General features: G+C 33.7%; 13 protein-coding genes and 1 pseudogene. 13 read left to right on the top strand and 1 reads right to left on the bottom strand.

Annotated elements, in window-relative coordinates:
• Position 1 precedes the first annotated feature (1 nt).
• The 10 genes and pseudogenes from rhaM (at position 2) to AC0L5U_RS07435 (ending at position 12115) form a co-directional block, all read left to right on the top strand.
• Positions 2 to 316 carry an L-rhamnose mutarotase gene (gene rhaM / locus AC0L5U_RS07480; protein WP_473415622.1) on the top strand — a complete coding sequence of 105 codons (315 nt, stop codon included), beginning with the start codon at positions 2 to 4 and terminating at the stop codon, positions 314 to 316.
• A gap of 109 nt (positions 317 to 425) precedes the next feature.
• Positions 426 to 2612 carry a BNR-4 repeat-containing protein gene (locus AC0L5U_RS07475; RefSeq protein ID WP_473415621.1) on the top strand — a complete coding sequence of 729 codons (2187 nt, stop codon included), beginning with the start codon at positions 426 to 428 and terminating at the stop codon, positions 2610 to 2612.
• A 1-nt stretch (position 2613) separates the two neighbouring features.
• The gene (locus AC0L5U_RS07470; RefSeq protein WP_473415619.1) at positions 2614 to 3318 is read left to right on the top strand and encodes a fibronectin type III domain-containing protein; all 705 of its coding nucleotides are present in this window, start codon (positions 2614 to 2616) and stop codon (positions 3316 to 3318) included.
• Between the two features lie 214 nt (positions 3319 to 3532).
• Positions 3533 to 5158, top strand: coding sequence for a family 78 glycoside hydrolase catalytic domain (locus tag AC0L5U_RS07465; RefSeq protein ID WP_473415618.1), 1626 nt, complete (start codon positions 3533 to 3535; stop codon positions 5156 to 5158).
• Positions 5044 to 5935 (top strand): annotated as a pseudogene (locus tag AC0L5U_RS07460) (alpha-L-rhamnosidase-related protein); the annotation flags it as partial. The gene AC0L5U_RS07465 and the pseudogene AC0L5U_RS07460, both read left to right, overlap by 115 nt.
• Positions 5936 to 6331 carry an alpha-L-rhamnosidase C-terminal domain-containing protein gene (locus tag AC0L5U_RS07455; protein ID WP_473416207.1) on the top strand — a complete coding sequence of 132 codons (396 nt, stop codon included), beginning with the start codon at positions 5936 to 5938 and terminating at the stop codon, positions 6329 to 6331.
• A 4-nt stretch (positions 6332 to 6335) separates the two neighbouring features.
• Positions 6336 to 9113, top strand: a complete 2778-nt coding sequence (locus AC0L5U_RS07450) for a family 78 glycoside hydrolase catalytic domain (RefSeq protein ID WP_473415617.1) — start codon at positions 6336 to 6338, stop codon at positions 9111 to 9113.
• 4 nt (positions 9114 to 9117) lie between these two features.
• Positions 9118 to 10611, top strand: a complete 1494-nt coding sequence (locus tag AC0L5U_RS07445; RefSeq protein ID WP_473415616.1) for a sulfatase family protein — start codon at positions 9118 to 9120, stop codon at positions 10609 to 10611.
• Positions 10612 to 10643: 32 nt separating this feature from the next.
• Positions 10644 to 11882, top strand: a complete 1239-nt coding sequence (locus tag AC0L5U_RS07440) for a sulfatase (protein WP_473415615.1) — start codon at positions 10644 to 10646, stop codon at positions 11880 to 11882.
• The gene (locus tag AC0L5U_RS07435; protein ID WP_473415614.1) at positions 11882 to 12115 is read left to right on the top strand and encodes a hypothetical protein; all 234 of its coding nucleotides are present in this window, start codon (positions 11882 to 11884) and stop codon (positions 12113 to 12115) included. The genes AC0L5U_RS07440 and AC0L5U_RS07435 overlap by 1 nt, the downstream gene beginning before the upstream one ends.
• Positions 12116 to 12244: 129 nt before the next feature.
• Here the strand turns inward: AC0L5U_RS07435 and AC0L5U_RS07430 are convergent, their stop codons facing one another.
• Positions 12245 to 13846, bottom strand: coding sequence for a GH39 family glycosyl hydrolase (locus tag AC0L5U_RS07430; RefSeq protein ID WP_473415613.1), 1602 nt, complete (start codon positions 13844 to 13846; stop codon positions 12245 to 12247).
• A gap of 436 nt (positions 13847 to 14282) precedes the next feature.
• On the opposite strand from AC0L5U_RS07430, the gene AC0L5U_RS07425 reads away from it, so the two are divergent.
• The 3 genes from AC0L5U_RS07425 to AC0L5U_RS07415 all read left to right on the top strand — a co-directional run bounded on the left by AC0L5U_RS07425 (position 14283) and on the right by AC0L5U_RS07415 (position 19580).
• On the top strand, positions 14283 to 16343 hold the full coding sequence (locus tag AC0L5U_RS07425) for a glycoside hydrolase family 2 TIM barrel-domain containing protein (RefSeq protein WP_473415612.1): 2061 nt from the start codon (positions 14283 to 14285) through the stop codon (positions 16341 to 16343).
• A 2-nt stretch (positions 16344 to 16345) separates the two neighbouring features.
• On the top strand, positions 16346 to 17311 hold the full coding sequence (locus AC0L5U_RS07420; protein ID WP_473415611.1) for a chitobiase/beta-hexosaminidase C-terminal domain-containing protein: 966 nt from the start codon (positions 16346 to 16348) through the stop codon (positions 17309 to 17311).
• A gap of 211 nt (positions 17312 to 17522) precedes the next feature.
• Positions 17523 to 19580 carry a glycosyl hydrolase gene (locus tag AC0L5U_RS07415; RefSeq protein ID WP_473415610.1) on the top strand — a complete coding sequence of 686 codons (2058 nt, stop codon included), beginning with the start codon at positions 17523 to 17525 and terminating at the stop codon, positions 19578 to 19580.
• Positions 19581 to 19682 lie beyond the last annotated feature (102 nt).

The following is a 19682-nucleotide window of genomic DNA, read 5'->3' as shown; positions in this document are numbered from 1 at the left end:
TATGCAAAGACTTGCCTTTAAAATGAAGCTAAATGCTGGACAAAAAGAAGCCTACACAAAACGGCATAATGAACTATGGCCCGAATTAAAAACACTACTAAAGGATAATGGCGTAAGCGAATATTCCATTTTTTTAGATGAAGAAACCCATACGCTTTTTGCATTTCAAAAAGTTTCAGGACAAGGTGGCTCACAAGATTTAGCTAATAATACTATTGTAAAAAAATGGTGGGATTTCATGGCAGATATAATGGAAGTAAACCCTGATAATTCTCCTATTTCAACACCTTTAGAAGAGTTGTTTTATATGGAATAAGGTATTGTAATTCAGTAAACAAAAGCAGTATAGTGCAGGATGCTTTTGTTTACTTGAAACAATATTTTTGATTGCTTTGTTCTCGTAAGCTTCAAAAAAATAAAAAACTATGAAAAGAATCTACTCAAATAAACAAATTTGCGTAAAACATGTACTTCTGCTTTTTGTTTTGCTTTTTTCAAGTATAGGAAATACGCAAGTTACCTTTGAAAAAGAAGTTAAAATTACCGATATTGGTTTGCATTTTGATGGCGCTAAGGTGGGGAGTACAGCAACAAATGCAGGGGATAATACACCTTATGACTATTTCTTTGGTCGTAATATTTCTGCTCATGGAGATGCCATAAAAACCTATGGTGATTATGTTTTTATGACTTGGTATCGTGGTGGTAAAGCAGACCGCCATGTGATGCTAACACGTTATAATACAAAAACAGGTTCTATGGCAACTATAGAGTTTCCTCATAGGCATACAGGATATCAAAATCAATATTGGATTGGAGAATCTCATAATACTATAGCTGTAGGTGTAAGTCCTTTAGATGGAACAATTCATTTGTTGTACGATATGCACGCCTATAGTGCTTCAAGACCCTCTAATGGAAGTTTAGCTAATGATTACTTTAGATATTCATACTCAGTTAAACATGCAGCTTCGTTACCAGATGCTGATTTTACATTGGATAAATTTGTTCCAAATGGAACAGGAGGATATAAACATTTAAGAATGCCAGGAACTGCTGCTCAATCAGAATTTGTGTCATTAACCTACCCAAGATTTTTCCAAAATGATGGTGGGGAGATTTTTATGCTAATGCGTGAAGGTGGAAATAACAATGGTATGTTTAAGTTTATAAAATATGATGCCAATACTGGAGAATGGGGTAACTTCATAGATTTTAATAGGTTAAATGCAAGAAGTCAACCAGAGATTGACTTTAATTGGGGACTTTACGGTGATATGAAATATGTAAACGGTAAGTTTCGTTTAGGTTTTCAACGTAGGTTGGCTAACAATAATGACAAATATCTTTACCAAAACGGAGTATATTATGCCTATTCAGACGATCAAACGGCTGCCACAGGTTGGAAAAATCATAAAGGAGAATCTTTTAGTTTGCCATTATGGGATGCAGATTTTATAAAAGTTATGGAACCTGGAGATTACGTAGAGACAACAAATCCAAATAGAGTGCACATTGTTGGAGGTTTTGATTGGACAGTTACTGCCAATGGTGATGTACATATTAAGAGTCTGGTCCGAGATTTGGATAATAACGTTACTAAAAGCTTACACACCTATAAACCAGCTGGTGCTACAGAGTTTACAACTACAGAAAAATCTATATCAGGATCTTTTTACACCTCAGGGCCTAATGTTTATACAGTAGGTTTAAATAACGGTAGGGTTGTTGTATACAAAGCAGAAGGCGGAACTGATAATTTTGAGAAGGTTTATGAGGCTACTAGTGGAAGACAGTTTGACCACGGCGTTGTGCATATAGAAAATGGAAAAGCATACTATTATTTAATGGAAGATAGTTCTGGTAGTGCACAGCCATTATATCTTCAAATTATAGATTTAGACATTGAACCTACTGACCCAACATTGCCAGATAATTTTACAATAGAGGCTGTTAGTGAAACTTGTGCAGATATGGATAATGGCAAATTGATTATTACTGGAGCAGCAACTCATGATTATGTAGCAACTATTAATAATATGAACTATGACTTTACCAAAGACAAAACAATAGAAAATTTAAGCCCAGGAACTTATGATTTGTGTATTGATGTAGTTGGAGAAAACTTTAACCATTGTTATCAAGTCACTATTCAAGAAGCTCCAAGTTTAACAGGAAAAATTAAGGTAAATAAAAAAGCGGTAGAAGTTTCTGTAGAAACAGGTGACGCGCCTTATACGGTCATTAAAAACGGAGAGCAAATATTAGAAACGTATCAAACTAATTTTTCAATAAATGTGAATCATGGTGACAATATTCAAATTAAAAGTAAAGAAGCTTGCCAAGGAAAGCTATTAAAAACTATCAATTTATTGAATGATATCAAAGCGTATCCCAATCCTACAAGTGGGTTATTTGAATTGTATATGCCAAATAGTATAGAAACCATAGGTTTAGAAGTTTATAATATTCATTCTCAATTAATAGTTTCAAAAACCTACTCGGTAGAAGCTGGGAAAGTTCAATTGAATTTAGAAGATAAACCAAGAGGTATTTATTTTGTAAAAGTAAATTCTAAGAAACCAGTATTCGTTAAAGTAATTAAAAAATAGCATGAAAAAGTCATATTTATATTTAGTATTAGTTTTAAGCATGATGTTGTGCTCTTGCGGCGGTGGAGATGGACCAGAGGAGATACAACAACCAGAGGAAAACACAGCGCCAACAGTACCTATTCAGGTATATCCATTAAATAATACCCTTTGTATTGGTAATAGTGTGGTATTTGAATGGAACACTTCTACAGATGCAGAGGGAAATAGAATAACTTATAAGATTGAGGTTGCTGAGAATAATTCTTTTTCGCCTGTATCTTATACTGAAACTAGTTCTGCAGGATCAAAAATAATTAGTTTAACCAAAGGGAAGGCGTATTATTGGCGTATTAAGGCAATAGATAGTAAATCTGCAGAAAGTGCTTATTCTACTGTTAGTCAATTTCTAACCGAGGGAGAAGGAGCTTCTAACCATATACCTTTCGCGCCAAGTTTATTGGGGCCTATTTTAAATTCTCAAATAAACGGAACAAGTACCACTTTAAGTTGGTCTGCTTCTGATGTTGATGGTGACGCATTAACCTTTGATGTGTATTTAGATACAAAACAAGACCCAACTACTAAAGTGTCTGAAAATCAATTTGCAACAACTTATAATGCCACAGGATTAACAACTTCATCTACTTACTATTTTAAAGTAGTGGCTAAAGATGGTAAGGGTGGCATTAGTATTGGGCAAGTTTGGAGTTTTACTACATTGTGATAGGATAAGAACATAAAGTTATTTGTTAAGGAAGCTAGAGGTTTTGAGATTTCTAGCTTTTTTGTTTTGAAAAAGGCACATAATATATAATTCTAGTTTAAATATTGAAATTTCGAGACAGTACAGGATAGTTTTTTTTGTAAAAAATTAGACTTTGTAAATTAATTTTTCAATCTTTTTAAGACTTTAAAATAGTATTGCATTACGTATTTAAATGAAGCTATCAAAAAAAACAAGGTCCCCCGTTTTACTGTATTGCTATGTAATAGCGCTTTTTGTTTGTATATCCTGCAATCAAAACGAAGTTAAAGCACCTGAGTTTTTGAAAATTTCACAAGGTTTTAAAAACCCAATAGGATTTTATAATGCAAACCCAACGTTTTCTTGGAAACTACCTGTTTTAGAACAAATTAAATCGCAATCTGCTTACCAAATTGTTGTAGCATCTTCAAAAGAATTATTGCCTAATAACGCTGATTTATGGGATTCTGAAAAGCAAAAAAGTACGCAATCTACTTTTGTGAAATATCAAGGAAAATCACTAGAGTCAAGACAAAAAGTATATTGGCAAGTAAGGTATTGGAACCAAGATGAAAACGCTTCAGATTGGAGCGAAATAAATTCTTTTGAATTGGGTTTATTGAATAAAGACGACTGGAAAGCTCAATGGGCAGGATTAGATACCGCAAAAGATAGTATTAAGGGCGTTAGGAAGTTTTTAATGCACAGACCACAATATTTACGAAAAGGTTTTGGATTATCTTCGGATGTTGCTTCAGCAAGACTATACATTACAGCAAAAGGTGTTTTTGATGTGCATTTAAATGGAAATGATGTTAGCGATGATGTCATGACTCCGGGTTGGACGCCATACAATCATCGTATAGAAACGATTACCTACGATGTTACTGAACTTTTACAAGTTGGTAAAAATGCCATCGCTGTGGAATTGGCTTCTGGTTGGCATTCAGGAAGAATTAGTAGAGGTAGAGCGTTGTATGAAAATTTTGCATCACCCAAAATTCTATGTCAGTTAGAAGTTGTAATGAAAGACGGTTCTAAACAAACGATTATTTCAGACGAATCTTGGAAAGGCACCACAAATGGACCAATACGTTTAGCGAGTGTTTACGATGGAGAATTATATGATGCGAATTTTGAAATGCCAAATTGGAAAACAACTACTTTTGATGATTTCAACTGGGAATTGGTTCAAGTTGAAGCGATTGCTAAGGATGTTAAATTAGCGCCAAAAAGACATCATACTGTAAAGAATCAAATAGTTTTAAAAGATGTAGAAATTGTTTCGATTAAAGAAAACACATCGGTTTTTAATATGAAACAAAATATTGTAGGTGTGCCAAGGGTAAAAGTGCCTATGAAAAAAGGCGATACTTTAAAAATACGTTTTTCTGAAATGTTGTTAAAAGATAATACCTTTTACACTAAAAATTATCGTTCTGCAAAGTCAACCGATTATTATGTGGCTGCTAAAGATGGTGTTGTAGAGTATGTTCCAAAATTTACGTTTCACGGATTTCAATTTTTAGAACTAAGTGGTTATGATAAAAATGCGAAACCAGATGCTTCGTGGGTACAAGGCATAGCGCAACATTCAGATTTCGAGAAAAACGGAACGTTTACATCATCTCACGATAAACTGAATCAATTACAAGTAATATTACTTGGGGGTTACGAGATAACTTTTTTGATGTGCCTACAGACTGTCCGCAACGTGATGAGCGTTTGGGCTGGACAGGGGACGCACAAGTCATTGCACCTACTGCACTCTTTAATTATAATACACATGCTTTTTGGACGGCTTGGTTGCAAAGTTTAAGAGAAAATCAGTCTGAACACAAAAACGGTTTAGTGCCTTTTATAGTACCAGATGTGCTTCAAAACAAAACAGGAAGTTCTGGTTGGGGCGATGCCTGTGTTATTATTCCTTGGGATATTTATAATATAACAGGAGATGTTACAGTACTTGAAGAGAGTTATGAATCTGCAAAAAAATGGGTTGAGTACTATAAATCTAAAGTTAAAAAGAAAGCTTACATACCTATTATGCATTCTTTTGGAGATTGGTTACAACCTTATCCTTCTAAAAGTTTAAAAAAAGGAAATAGAGGAGATACACCAAAAGAATTAATTAATACTGCTTATTTTGCGCATTCTGCACATTTAATATCCAAGATTGCTGGTGTTTTAGGTAAAACAGATGATGAAAAAATATAAAGATTTACATAAAGCTGTTGCCAATGCTTTTGAAAATGAGTTTTTTGACGAAAACGGAAAGTTTAAACAAGACAGACAAACGCAAACAAGTTATTTGCTAGGTATTTATTTCGATTTATTCAAACCAGAAACCAAACTAAAAGCACAAAACCACTTGCTTGAAGAAATTAAAAATGCTGATTACCATTTAGGAACAGGGTTTTTAGGAACACCACTTTTACCAAAAGTTTTAGATGAAATGGGAGAAATAGACTTGATGTATAAAATCCTGTTTAAGGAAACCTATCCTTCTTGGTTTTATTCTATAAATCAAGGTGCAACCACCATGTGGGAACGTTGGAACAGTTACAGTAAAGACGAAGGATATAATCCACAAAGTATGAACAGCCTTAATCATTATGCCTACGGAGCTATTGGGCAATGGATGTACGAGCGTATTGCTGGTATTGCCCCATTAAAACCTGGCTATAAAAAAATAAGGATTGCGCCAATACCAAATACAGATTATTTAAATAAGGCTTCTGCAAATATAAATACTCCTTATGGAGAAGCATCATCCTCTTGGAAAATAGAGAACAATATGTTTTATTTAAAAGTAGTAATTCCTCCAAATACTTCTGCAGAGATAACTATTCCCTATGGTATAATTGATAACTTAATGATTAGTGGAAAAATATTCGAAGAAAATTCAAATTTAAAATTAATAAGTTCTGATAGAAATGTAATAAAATTTTTAGCAGAACCAGGAACATATAATATTCAAACTAAATTATAAAACCATGTACAAAAAACCGAATTTCAAATATTTTTTATGTGCTGTAGTATGTTTTACGCTTTTAAGCTTAATGTCATGTAAGGAAGAAAATACTATAAGAGAAGCTCAAAACTTAACTATTTCAGAAGGTTTTGAAAATCCTTTAGGGTTTTATGATGCGCATCCTACGTTTTCATGGCAATTACCAGTTTCTGATGAAGTCTTAAATCAATCTGCATATCGAATAGTTGCTGCTAGTAATCCTGATTTATTACCTGATGATGCTGATTTATGGGATTCAGAAAAGCAAAACACAACTCAGTCAGTTTGGGTAAAATACGATGGGAAACCATTGGAGTCTCGTCAAAGAGTATATTGGCAGGTAAAATATTGGAATCAAAATAATGAAGCTTCAAATTGGAGTACAATCCATAATTTCGAACTAGGATTGCTGAATAATAGCGATTGGCAAGCCAAATGGGTTGGGTTAAATACTGCTAAAGATAGTATCAGAGGGCGTGGAAAGGTATTAATTCACAAGCCACAGTATTTAAGAAAAGGGTTTGAGTTATCTAGAGATGTAACTTCAGCACGATTATACATTACCTCTAAAGGGGTGTTTGATGTTTCTATTAACGGTAAAAATGTTTCAGATGATGCGATGTCGCCCGGATTTACAACTTACGACAAACGCATTGAGACCCTAACTTATGATGTTACAGATTTAATAGAATCTGGTAAAAATACCATTGGTGTAGAGTTGGCTGCTGGTTGGTATTCGGGGCGTTTACTATGGGGAACAACACCATGGGATAATACTATTTCTCCTAAAGTTTTAGCTCAGTTGGAAATGTCAATGAAGGATGGCTCAAAAGAAATTATTGTTTCTGATGCTAGTTGGAAAGGAATGACAAACGGTCCGTTACAGTTTGCAGAAATATATGATGGCGAAATTTATAATGCCAGTTTAGAAATGCCACATTGGACAACCAATAATTTTGATGATAAGGATTGGACAAATGTAGAAGTAGCAAATCTTGATGATAAGGTAAAACTTGAACCTAAAAGGCATACAACTACAAAAGGAAAAATAGAGCTAACACCACAGGAGATTACAAAAAAAGATGGTGCAATTATATTTGATTTAAAACAAAACATGGTAGGTGTTCCTTTAGTAAAGGTTCCAATGAAAAAAGGAGATACTCTTAAAATTAGATTTGCAGAAATGCTGTCACCTGATGGCACATTTTATACTAAAAATTATAGAAGCGCACATTCTACAGATTATTATATTGCTGATAAAAATGGAGACATTACCTATATGCCAAAGTTCACATTTCATGGTTTTCGATTTGTAGAATTAAGCGGATTTGATACCTCAAAAGAGCCTAATAAAGATTGGGTAACAGGAATTGTTCAGTATTCAGATTTTGATGATAATGGAAAGTTCACATCATCTCATGAAAAATTAAATCAGTTACAAAGCAATATTGTTTGGGGATTGCGAGGTAATTTTTTGGATATTCCAACAGATTGTCCACAACGTAACGAACGTTTAGGTTGGACAGGGGACGCTCAAGTATTTGGCCCTACATCAATGTTTAATGCAGATGTGTATAAATTTTGGGCAAGTTGGTTACAGAGTGTTCGAGAAGCACAACTTGAAAATGGAGCTATTCCTTGGACAGTTCCAGATGCTCGCGGCAACAAGATTGCAAGTTCTGGATGGGGAGATGTGTGTACAATAATCCCATGGAAAATTTATTTACGCACAGGAGATATTGGTTTTTTAGAAGATAATTTTGAAATGATGAAAAAATGGGTAGCACATCATGAATTAAAATCAAAAAACTATATATCTAATATGATGTCCTTTTCTGATTGGCTACAGCCTTATCCAGAAAGTGGCGATAATAGAGGAGATACATCTAAGAATTTAATAGGAACTGCTTTTTTTGCACATTCTGCTAAATTAACAGCACAAACAGCCGAAACTCTTGGTAAAACTCAGGAACATCAAAAATATGAAGCTTTATTCAAAACTGTAGCCAAGGCATTTGATGAGAAATATTTTGATGAAACTGGAAAAGTAAAAGGTGTTACAGAAACCCAAACATCTTATTTATTAGCATTGGCTTTTGATTTGCTGCCTGAAAATAAACAAAAAAATGCGCAAGCTAATTTATTACGAAAACTAAAAGATGCAGATAATCATTTACGAACGGGCTTTTTAGGTACCCCATTATTATCTCAAGTTTTAGATGATATGGGCGAGATTGATTTAATCTACAAACTGTTATTTAATGAAACTTACCCATCGTGGTTTTATTCTATAAATCAAGGCGCAACTACTATATGGGAACGTTGGAATAGTTATAGCAAAACGGAAGGTTATAATCCAAAAAGTATGAATAGTTTAAACCACTATGCTTATGGTGCCATTGGCGAATGGATGTACGAACGTATCGCAGGTATTGCACCTTTAGAGGCGGGATACAAATCTATTAGAATTGCACCAAAACCAAGACAACCTTTAACATCAGCATCAGCAAGTTTAAATACACCTTATGGAAAAGTGTCTAGTGCTTGGGAAATTAATGCTAACACATTTTCATTAGAGGTTGCAGTTCCACCAAACACAACAGCAAAAGTAATAGTGCCAGCAAATCCAGAAAAAGATTTGATTATAAATGGAAAAGTGTTTAAAGAACATACAGGTATTAAATTGCAGAATAAAACAGCAGATGGTTTTGAGTTGTTAGTGCAACCAGGAGTATATAGATTTCAATCTAAATTTAAATAAAAAAGTGGTTAAAACTAACAAAATACTATTCGTTTTTGTAGCTATATTTTCAATTACGTTGAGTTGTAAAAATGAAGATAAAAAGCTTGAAATTAATTCTGTTTCAGAAGTAAAAAAAACAAACATTGTTTATATACTTACAGATCAATGGCGAGGTTCAGCTTTAGGCTATGCAGGCAATCCAGATGTAAAAACACCAAACTTAGATGCTTTTGCGAAAGAATCTGTAAACTTTACAAATGCAGTTTCTGTCACGCCAGTCTGTACACCTCACAGAGCAGCTTTACTAACAGGAAAATTTCCTTCCACTACAGGAATGTTTGTAAATGATTTGTATTTGCCTTCAGAAGAATTATGCATGGCAGAAATTTTTAAAGCAGAAGGGTACAACACAGCCTACTGGGGTAAATGGCATTTAGATGGCCATGGAAGATCTTCTTTTATACCTAAAGAAAGACGCCAAGGTTTTGACTTTTGGAGAGCTTTAGAATGTTCGCATAATTATACTAAAATGCCGTATTATGATAATGAAGATACCAAATTAAAACATTGGAAAAAATATTCCCCTTTTGCTATTGTAGAAGATGCAAATCAATATTTAGCTGAACATGCAAAAGACGATGTGCCATTTTTAGCAGTAGTTTCAATCGCTACACCGCATTATCCTCATGGTTCTGCACCAAAGAAATATAAAGATATGTATCCACCAGAATCTTTAACGCTAAACCCGAATGTAGCTGAGGAATTTAAAGAAAGAAGCAGAAAAGAATTGCAAGGTTATTATGCACATGCCACAGCTACAGATGAAGCCATTGGATTGCTTTTAGATAAAATTAAAGCATTAAAATTATCTGAAAATACTATTATTGTTTTTTCTGCAGACCACGGAGAAATGATGGGCGCACATGGTGTAAAACCCTTTGTAAAACAATTGGCTTGGGATGAAGCATCAAGAGTGCCGTTTTTAATAAGTTACCCTTCAATTGGAAAAAATAAAGGCAAAGTTGTAAATGCGCCTTTAACCACACCAGATATATTGCCATCCCTATTAGGATTAACAAATATTGAAATCCCTAAAGATATAGAAGGCGAAAACTTAACTGAATTAATAATGAATCCAAACCCAAGTGCAGATAGAGCTGCCTTAGTTATGGGTGTTGCACCTTTTGGAGCAAATTATAAAGACCCTGCTTATAGAGCAATTAAAACTAAACAATATACCTACGGAAGAACAATTGAAGGACCAAATATGTTTTTTGATAATATGAAGGACCCTTACCAAATGAATAATTTGATAGGTAACCCAGAATATGCAATGATTCAAAAAGATTTAGATAAAAAATTAAATCTAGAATTAGAAAAAATAGAGGACGAGTTTAAAGATAAGCACTATTATTTAAAGAAATGGGGTTATACTTTAGATGAAAAACGGAGAGCTGTAAATTGGTGGAGCTGGAAAGAAGGAAAAGGCGTTGTACAGTCACCAAAACCAATTTAAAAAAATAAATCAATTTTAATAGTTATATATAAATGAAAAAAATATTAGCTTTACTACTAGTCATATTTAGCTTTTCATGTGGAAAAGCGCAACAATCGCAAGCAAATACTTCTGAGCAACAGCCTAATGTTTTAATTTTTTATGTTGATGATTTACGTGCAGAATTAGGATGTTATGGTAGCGAAACAGCATTAACACCTAATATTGATAAATTGGCAAAAGATGGCGTTATGTTTAACAAAGCTTATGTACAACAAGCCATTTGTGCACCTTCTAGAATGAGTACCTTAACAGGTTTGCGTCCAGAGACTTTAGGTATTTATAGCATTTTCACACCACTTCGTAAAGTGCATAAAGAGGTGGTTTCTATGCCTCAGTTGTTCAATCAAAATGGCTATAAAACAGTAAGTATTGGCAAAGTGTATCATCATGGAATAGATGATAAAAACGTATGGTCAACTTATTTTGAAAAAGAAAAGAATTCGTATGTAAAACCCGAAAATATAGCACTCATGAAACGCTTAAAAGAAGAAGGCGTTAAACCATTAAAAGGGCCTGCCTTTGAAAATGCAGATGTTACAGATGAAGCCTATAAGGATGGTAGAGCAGCTAACCATGCTATAGAAACACTTCACAAAGTAAAAGACGATAAATTTTTAATGTTTGTAGGTCTAAGTAAACCACATTTACCCTATAATTCTCCAAAAAGATATTGGGATTTATACAATAAAAACAATTTTGAAATCCCAGTAAGAGACAAGCCTAAAGATATGTATAGACTGGCTTTAGCTAAATGGGGAGAGCTTAAAAGCTATTCGAATATTCCTACTGAAGGCGATTTAAATGATGATTTAACAAGAGAATTAATACACGGCTATCATGCCAGTATTAGTTATATAGATGCTCAAATTGGAAAAATCATGAAGACCTTAAATGATTTAGATCTAAGAAAAAACACCATGATAATTTTCATGAGTGATCACGGCTATAAAATAGGCGAGTATGGTGCGTGGTGTAAACAATCTAATGTGGAAATTGATGTAAGAGTACCTTTAATTATAAGCAGAGAAACAAATTATAAAAATAGAGTTCTAGGAAAGACTTCTGATGCTTTGGTAGAAAATGTAGATATTTTTTCAACCTTAGTAGATGTCTGTGATCTAAAATCGGCGCCTGAATCAGACGGAAAAAGTATTCTTCCAGTATTAAATAATCCAAAAATAAAATGGGATGAAGCGGCTTATAGTGTATATGCTAGAGGAAAAAAATAATGGGTGTAACAACTACAGATGGAGATTGGAGATATACGGAATGGAGAAATTCTACCACACACGAAATTTTAGGGGCAGAACTATATGAGCATAAAAACAGTCTGTTATCTTACCAAAACCTATCTGGAAATAATAAGTACGCTAAAGTAGAACAAAGAATGAAAAAGCTTCTTGAGGCTCAATTTCCAAGTGATGGAACTCCTTTTTTACAAAATGATATACCTAGAAAGTAGTTTAAAATCTAATTTATTGAAAGATTATATAAAACCCCATTTCACAACTTGTAAAATGGGGTTTTAAATGCTAAATAAATTTCTTTATTTACTGTGGTATTAATTCAATAAGTTTAACACTATGAGGCTCTAATTCAACCCCAGAGTAAGTTTGCCGTCTTTCTTTTCAACAAATTTATCTGTAATGGTTTTTGATAATTCAGCTAGATCTTCATATTTAGATAAATTTGAGTTTAATACATCCTTCCAGCCATCTTCAAAGCGGTCAGAAGGTCTGTTTCCATAAATACGTCCATTCGTTTTTTCAGATACACCAGCTGCTCTTATATCTTTATACAATTCATGCATTACAATACTATTTTCTTTGTCTACCGTCCATTCATTTATTTTCCATTTGGTATTTCCTGTTATTTCACCACCTTCTAATTGTGGGAAAAAAGTGCGTTTAGCGGAGCTATTTCTTGTAGTGTTATGATTATATACTAGCAGATAGATGTTTCCGTTTTTAGTAACAGGAATAACCCCAGCATGTTCATTAGAAGAAAGATTGTCAATAGTTTGCAATCTATTGCCACCTTCCATCTTTAAAAACATTTCGGTTACATTTCTTCTGCCTTGTGGTAAGTTACTAGATTCAATTTCTTGCCCCCAATCATATATTTCATTAATTCTATACTCAAAAGCTAAATCAGCTACTCTAGCATACCAACTGGCACCTAACTCTGTTGCATCAGTTAAACTAATCCCTCTTACGCCGTTTTCATCTCGTAACATTCCAAATTCTTGAATATCTAGAGGTATGTTACTAAATTGAGAGTAGCTATTCAGTTTATTTCTATAAGGCTCAATTTTCTCTGGGAGTGATACTGTATTTTGATCAATTTTTTCATAATAAGAGATACTAAAAAAATCCATTTTAGTTCCTATTGCACCTGTAGCATAATTGGTTCCAGTAGCACAATGGTCAATAAGTTCAGTCGTGTAGGTTGCTACACCTTCAGTAAGCATATTTCCAGGGCCAATAATGGCGTCAGGAATTACTTTTAAAACTTCATCAACTGTAATGTCATAATGCTTAAAATACTCCTCCATGGTTCCATTCCAATGGCTAGGCGTATAATTAGGCTCTGTGCTTACTCTAAAACGCCATGTTTTAACTTCGTTCATTCCAAATTCATTAACAAGCGTAGATAAAAAGGCATTAACATAAGCTCTCCAATGGTCATAATTGTCTGGTGGGCTTGTATTTCCATAGGTGTTTACAGTTTTATCGGTAACCATTTCCCAAGGTACTTTACTTAAAACAATCCTTGGTTTAAAACCAGTACTCCTAAAGTTTCTCATACTCGTTATCAAGCCACTAAAATCTGTAATAATATTTCCAGAACCATCAACACCTTTATAAAAATCATTTAGGTTGTCTGTTCTTCCTCCCATAGTTCTTACCAAATTGTAGCTTTTAACGTAATCTTTTATGGGAGCTAGGGACGTTCTAAAACCAGAAGCGTTAAATCGAGTTTGATTAATCATTGGTCTTGTAGACCAAAAGTTATAAAACTCTCCAATAGAGCTACCGGTGTTAATAGATACAACTTTATCGGGGTCAACAACGGGTTGTTCTAGTATATCTGGGTCTGGTTCTGGATCTTTTTCCATCTCTTTCTCCATTTCTTCTTCCATTTCTTTTTCTACTTCATCAGATTTTGAACAGTTAAAAACTACTGTAATCATAGAAAATATGAGAACAAGGAGAAATAATTTGTTTTTCTTTAAATAATTCATAGTATTTTTTTAAATAATTTGGGCGTTACCACGCTTGGGCGTGTTCGGGCTATCCACTATATCTTTTTTGATGTATAAATTTTGCCTGCCTAATAAATAGTATAACTAATTAATGAAACAGTTATTTTTATAAATCCAATCTTACCAAAAAAGGATGCCGTTTCTATCCCTAACGCAGGCTAGTCCGTCAATGTAAAGGATTAGCCAAAACTTTGTGTCTAACTTATAATCTTGTTTTTAGTTGACAGTATAAAATTAAAGCTAACATAATAAAAAACCAACCTGTACTATCATGTTAGAGCATAAAAACGCAGAATAAAGCATGACACCACAGGATTATGTAAACAAGAATTAAAGTTAAGTTTGTTTAAACATTTTAATTTAAATGAAAAACATCCTTTTTGCGATTCTTTTAAGCCTTTTTATAAACTACGTTTCCGCGCAGCGCACGGTTAAAAACTTTAACAATAATTGGAATTTTATATTACAAGATAATGTTGCATTTTCAAAAGAAAATTTTAATGATACTTCTTGGAAAAACTTAAACGTACCACACGATTGGTCTTTTGAAAAAGGCGTACGTAAAGGAGGGGATCAAGGTCAAGGAGGAGGTTATCATGATGGCGGAATTGGGTGGTATCGTAAATACTTCAATATAGAAAAAGAGAATTTGTCTAAGACTACATATATTAATTTTGATGGAGTTTACATGAATAGTGAGGTATGGGTAAATGGTAATCATATAGGCAAAAGACCTTATGGGTATATCAGTTTCCGTTATGATATTTCAAAACATTTAAAAGAAGGAAAAAACACAATAGCTGTTAGAGTTGATAATAGTTTAGAGCCTTCTGCACGATGGTATCATCCATGTGGTATTTATGCTCAGGTAAAATTGATAGTAGTTAATCCAACACATTTTAAGCCAAATACTATTTTTATAAAAACACCTTCAATTCAACAAAACCAAGCTAATGTTTCTATTAACACAGAAATTAATGGTTTTACAAAGGGTTTAAAATACGATGTAAAACTGTTTTCATTAGAAGGAAACTTGTTGGACTCATATTGCGAAAAATTAAAATCATCACAACCAACTATTCAATTAGAAGTTAAGAATCCTAAATTATGGAGTCCAGATACTCCAAATCTGTATAAAGCAGTCACAAAAATTTTAGATGGTAAAAAAGTCATTGATGAAATAGAAACCACTTTTGGTTTTAAAACTGTAAAATGGGAAACCGAAACAGGATTTTGGTTAAATGGAGAAAATGTAAAGTTAAAGGGCGTTTGCGAACATTGGGAAGGCGGTCCTGTTGGAGGCGCTTGGACAAAACCCTTGTTACGTTGGAAATTACAAAGTTTAAAAGGTATGGGCATCAATGCCATTCGTCCGTCGCATAATCCAACACCACCAATGTTTTATGATATCTGTGATGAAATAGGTTTATTAGTCATGGATGAGATTTTTGATGGTTGGCATAAAAAAGCACCTCAAGATTACGGTAAACAAGCTTTTGACGAATGGTGGCAACGCGATGTAAAAGAATGGATTACCAGAGACCGAAACCATCCAAGTATTTTTGTTTGGAGTTTAGGAAACGAAACGCATAGCGATGTAGCAATAGAATTAGTAAAATTTGGAAAAAACTTAGATCCAACACGATTATTTACATCTGGTGCTGGAAATCCTGAGGATATGGATATTCTGGGGGTAAACGGTGGTTCTGAGACTAAATCATTCATAGAAAGCAAAACCTTCGATAAACCTTTCATTTCTACTGAAGCACCTCATACTTGGCAAACACGAGGCTATTACAGAACACAAACATGGTGGCGAGATAACGAATTACCAGGGACTTATGAGTTGCCAAATCTAACAGAAAAAGAAATATTTTTCTACGAAGGTATTAATCCTAAAAACTGGAGAAACAGAAAACAAAGTTTCAATTCTTCTTATGACAATGCTACGGTTCGGGTATCTGCAAGAAAATATTGGGAAGTTATGCGAGACAATCCTTGGCATAGTGGACATTTCAGATGGACAGGTTTTGATTATTATGGAGAAGCTGGTTTAGTTCATGGCGGATTACCTTTCAATCTATTTATGGGAGGTGTTTTAGATGTAGCAGGATTTAAAAAAGATTTATTTTACTTCTATCAAAGTCAATGGACTAAAGAACCAATGCTTCACATGCTTCCTCATTGGACACATCCAAGAATGGAAACAGGAACTGTGATTCCAGTTTGGGTCTATTCAAATGCAGATGAAGTAGAGTTGTTTTTAAACGGAAAATCTTTAGGTACAGATAAACCAGGAACGGTTTGGAACGAAATGCAATGCGAGTGGATGGTACCTTATGCAGAAGGCAAGTTACAAGCAATTGCTTATATAGATGGAAAAGAAGTAAAAGAACATCTTTTAGCACAAGTAAACAACCTTTAAAATTGAAAACAACTATTCAGAAATTAGATGCTGAAGATAGTTTTACCACAAGTTATATTATTACTTCTGAAGGATTAGATGAAAATGATAATTTATATCCTTACGGGGAAAATAAAGTCTATTATAGTATTCAAGGTGATGTCAAGAAAATTTCTATGGAAAATGGAAATCCTATAGACCCAACAAGTAGAACAAAATCAGACTTTAGAGCTTTATTCTTCGGAAAAACAAGATTGTTTTTAAGAGCATTGCCCAATGCTGAAGATGCTTCAATAATCACAGCATCCATTTTAGGGGATAAAGCTTTATATACTTCAAATAAAATTTCAATTGATGCTAAACAAGTTAACGTTCTAGGTAATCCAACGATTGAAGATTTAGAAATTTTGTATACAACCAATGGCGAAAATCCAGAAACAAAAGGTTTGGTTTATAGAGGAACTTTTGAAGTCGAAGGTGGTACTATAGTAAAAGCTGTGGTAAGACAAAACGGTAAAGTCGTTATAAACATGGAAGAAACTTTTGGTGAAAATGAAGGTTTATTTTGGGGAAATGAACATTCCAAAGATATGTGGATTGGTAGAGGTGTAAACATTTCAGCCGAAGAAGGCATTCTTGAAGGAGAAGCAATAGTAAGTGATGAGGCACATCGTTATAAAGGTAGCGGATTTGTGAGGTTTAATGGAAAAGAAGGTGCTGTAACATTTTATCAAGAAAATGATGGGGAAGCTGGCGATTACAGTATGCGTTTTAGGTATATGCACAACAATAAAGGAAAACAACACCCAATGAAATTATATGTAAATGATGAGTACATTAAAACTCTAGAATTTAAATCAACTGGTGGATGGGAAAAGCAATGGAAATTTGTGCCAACCATTATTACTTTAAAGGCAGGAGCTAATAATATTAAAATAGAAACTACAGGAGAAAGCGGCCCATTTATAGATGAGTTGTTCATAGATTAATATTAAGTGAATGATAACAGTTGTATACGTAATCGTAGTTTTATTGGTAGTAAATATTTTGTTGTTTAAGTTTAGTTGTAATAATGATGATGTTAAGTAAGAGTACTTTGCATAAAATATGGATTAAGAAAATTATGATTTAAACGTTAAATGTTTGCATATTATTTGGTTTGAAAATACAATGATTTGATAAGTGAAAAAATTGAAAAAAATGACAATTAGGTTTTTAAAATTTTTACTGTTTTTTTATTTTCTGACAATTTCTATATGTGTTCAAGGACAAGAATTAGTAATAGATGTTTTAGAAAGTGGTTTTAAATCACCTCCAATCGAAGCCAAAGCCAGAACTTGGTGGCATTGGATTAGTGGAAATGTTTCCAAATCTGGAATTACAAAAGATTTGGAAGCCATGAAACAAGCGGGTATTCAAGAAGCGCAGTTGTTTAATGTGCACTTGGGTTTTCCAAAGGGCAGAATTACCTATTTAAGTGAAGAATGGTTAGATTTATTTCACTTTGCAGCTTCAGAAGCAAAACGATTAGATTTAGAATTAGCATTTCATAATAGTGCGGGTTGGTCGTCTAGTGGAGGACCGTGGGTTACAGAAGAAAACGCAATGCAAACCGTAGTTTTTAGCGAGATTATTGTTAATGGAGAGCAAAAATTTAAAGGCGAACTTCCAAAGCCAGAAACTAAATTCAGTTACTATAACGACATTGCTGTTTTAGCATTTCCAAAACCTAAAAAAGCTATAAAAATTGATGGATTAGATTATAAAATATTATCAGATAGAATCAGAAATCATTTATTGCCAGATACCAAAGAAATTCCAAAAGCAGTCATTGTAAAGAAAGAAAGTATTATAGATATTACATCTAAGTTTTCTGAAAATGGTGTTTTAGAATGGAACATTCCAAAAGGTGAATGGGTTATTTTACGAATTGGGCATACACCGAATGGTTCAAAAAACAGACCTGCTGTTGATGGTGGACATGGTTTAGAAGTAGATAAAATGTCTACAGCTGCTTTAGATGAGTATTGGAATAAAGGCGTACAGCCCATTTTGAATAAGCTAGGAGATTTAGTTGGAGAAACTGTAAATAATTGTTTAATTGATAGTTACGAGGTTGGTTCGCAAAATTGGACTTCTGGTTTTGAGCATCAATTTAAAAAATTACGAGGGTACGATTTAACATCATATTTACCAACTTTAGCAGGCTATTATGTAGAAAGTGGGGATATTACCGAACGTTTTCAATGGGATTTCAGAAGAACCATTGGCGATTTAATCGCCGAGAACTACTATGGGTATTTTGCAGAATTGTGCCATAAAAACAAACTAAAATTTTCTGTAGAACCCTATTGGGGCCCTTTTGATAATATGCAAGTTGGTGCAAAAGGCGATATTGTAATGTGCGAGTTTTGGAGTGGTGGTTATCCGTTTTTTGACTCATCAAAATTTGTATCTTCCATAGCGCATTTAAATGGAAGTAGCATTGTTGGAGCAGAATCCTTTACTGGCATTGGCGGTTGGGATAAACACCCTGCAACTATTAAATCTATTGGAGATAAAGCTTGGACAGAAGGGATTACTCGTTTTATATTTCATACTTATGTGCATCAACCTTGGGATATTGGACCAGGAATGGCGTTAAGTTATCACGGTTTCGATTTTAACCGTTTGAATACCTGGTGGACACAAAGTAAATCGTATTTAGATTATATTGCCAAATCACAATATTTATTACAACAAGGTACTAATGTTGCAGATGTATTGGTATTTACCGGCGATTCATCTCCTAACACCGCTTTTTTATTACCAGAATTAAAGAAATCTGGTTACGATTATGATTTAATTGGTGCTAATAAACTTGGAGAATTATCCGTAGAAAACGGTAAAATTGTTACAAAATTTGGAGTAGCCTACGAAGTACTAAGCTTACCAGAAAGCGATTGGATAACCCCTAAAACACTAAAAATAATAGATGCTTTAGTTAAAAAAGGCGCAAAAATTATTGGTAATAAACCAAAGCGTTCGCCAAGTCTGAGCCATTACCCAGAAAGTGATACTTATATAAGAACAACAGCCAACGCACTTTGGGATAAAGGTTTAATAAAAGATATTTCCATTGATAATTTCTTAAGTAAGGAGCATATAACCCCAGATTTTTTTATTGTTGAAGCCAAAATGGAAGACGTTGGATTTATACACAGAAGAACAAAAGAAGCCGATATCTATTTTGTTGCCAATGCAAAAAAGGAAAAGTAGTATTTACGGGCCGTTTTAAAGTTGCTAACAAATTACCTGAAATTTGGAACGCTGAAACGGGCGAGATTAAAAAACTAGCAGTTTGGAAAAGTAATGATGATG

This window comes from Jejuia sp. G7-7, from assembly GCF_055808955.1.
Note: the sequence above shows the minus strand (reverse complement) of the source record. Positions and strands in the feature narration are given on the sequence as shown.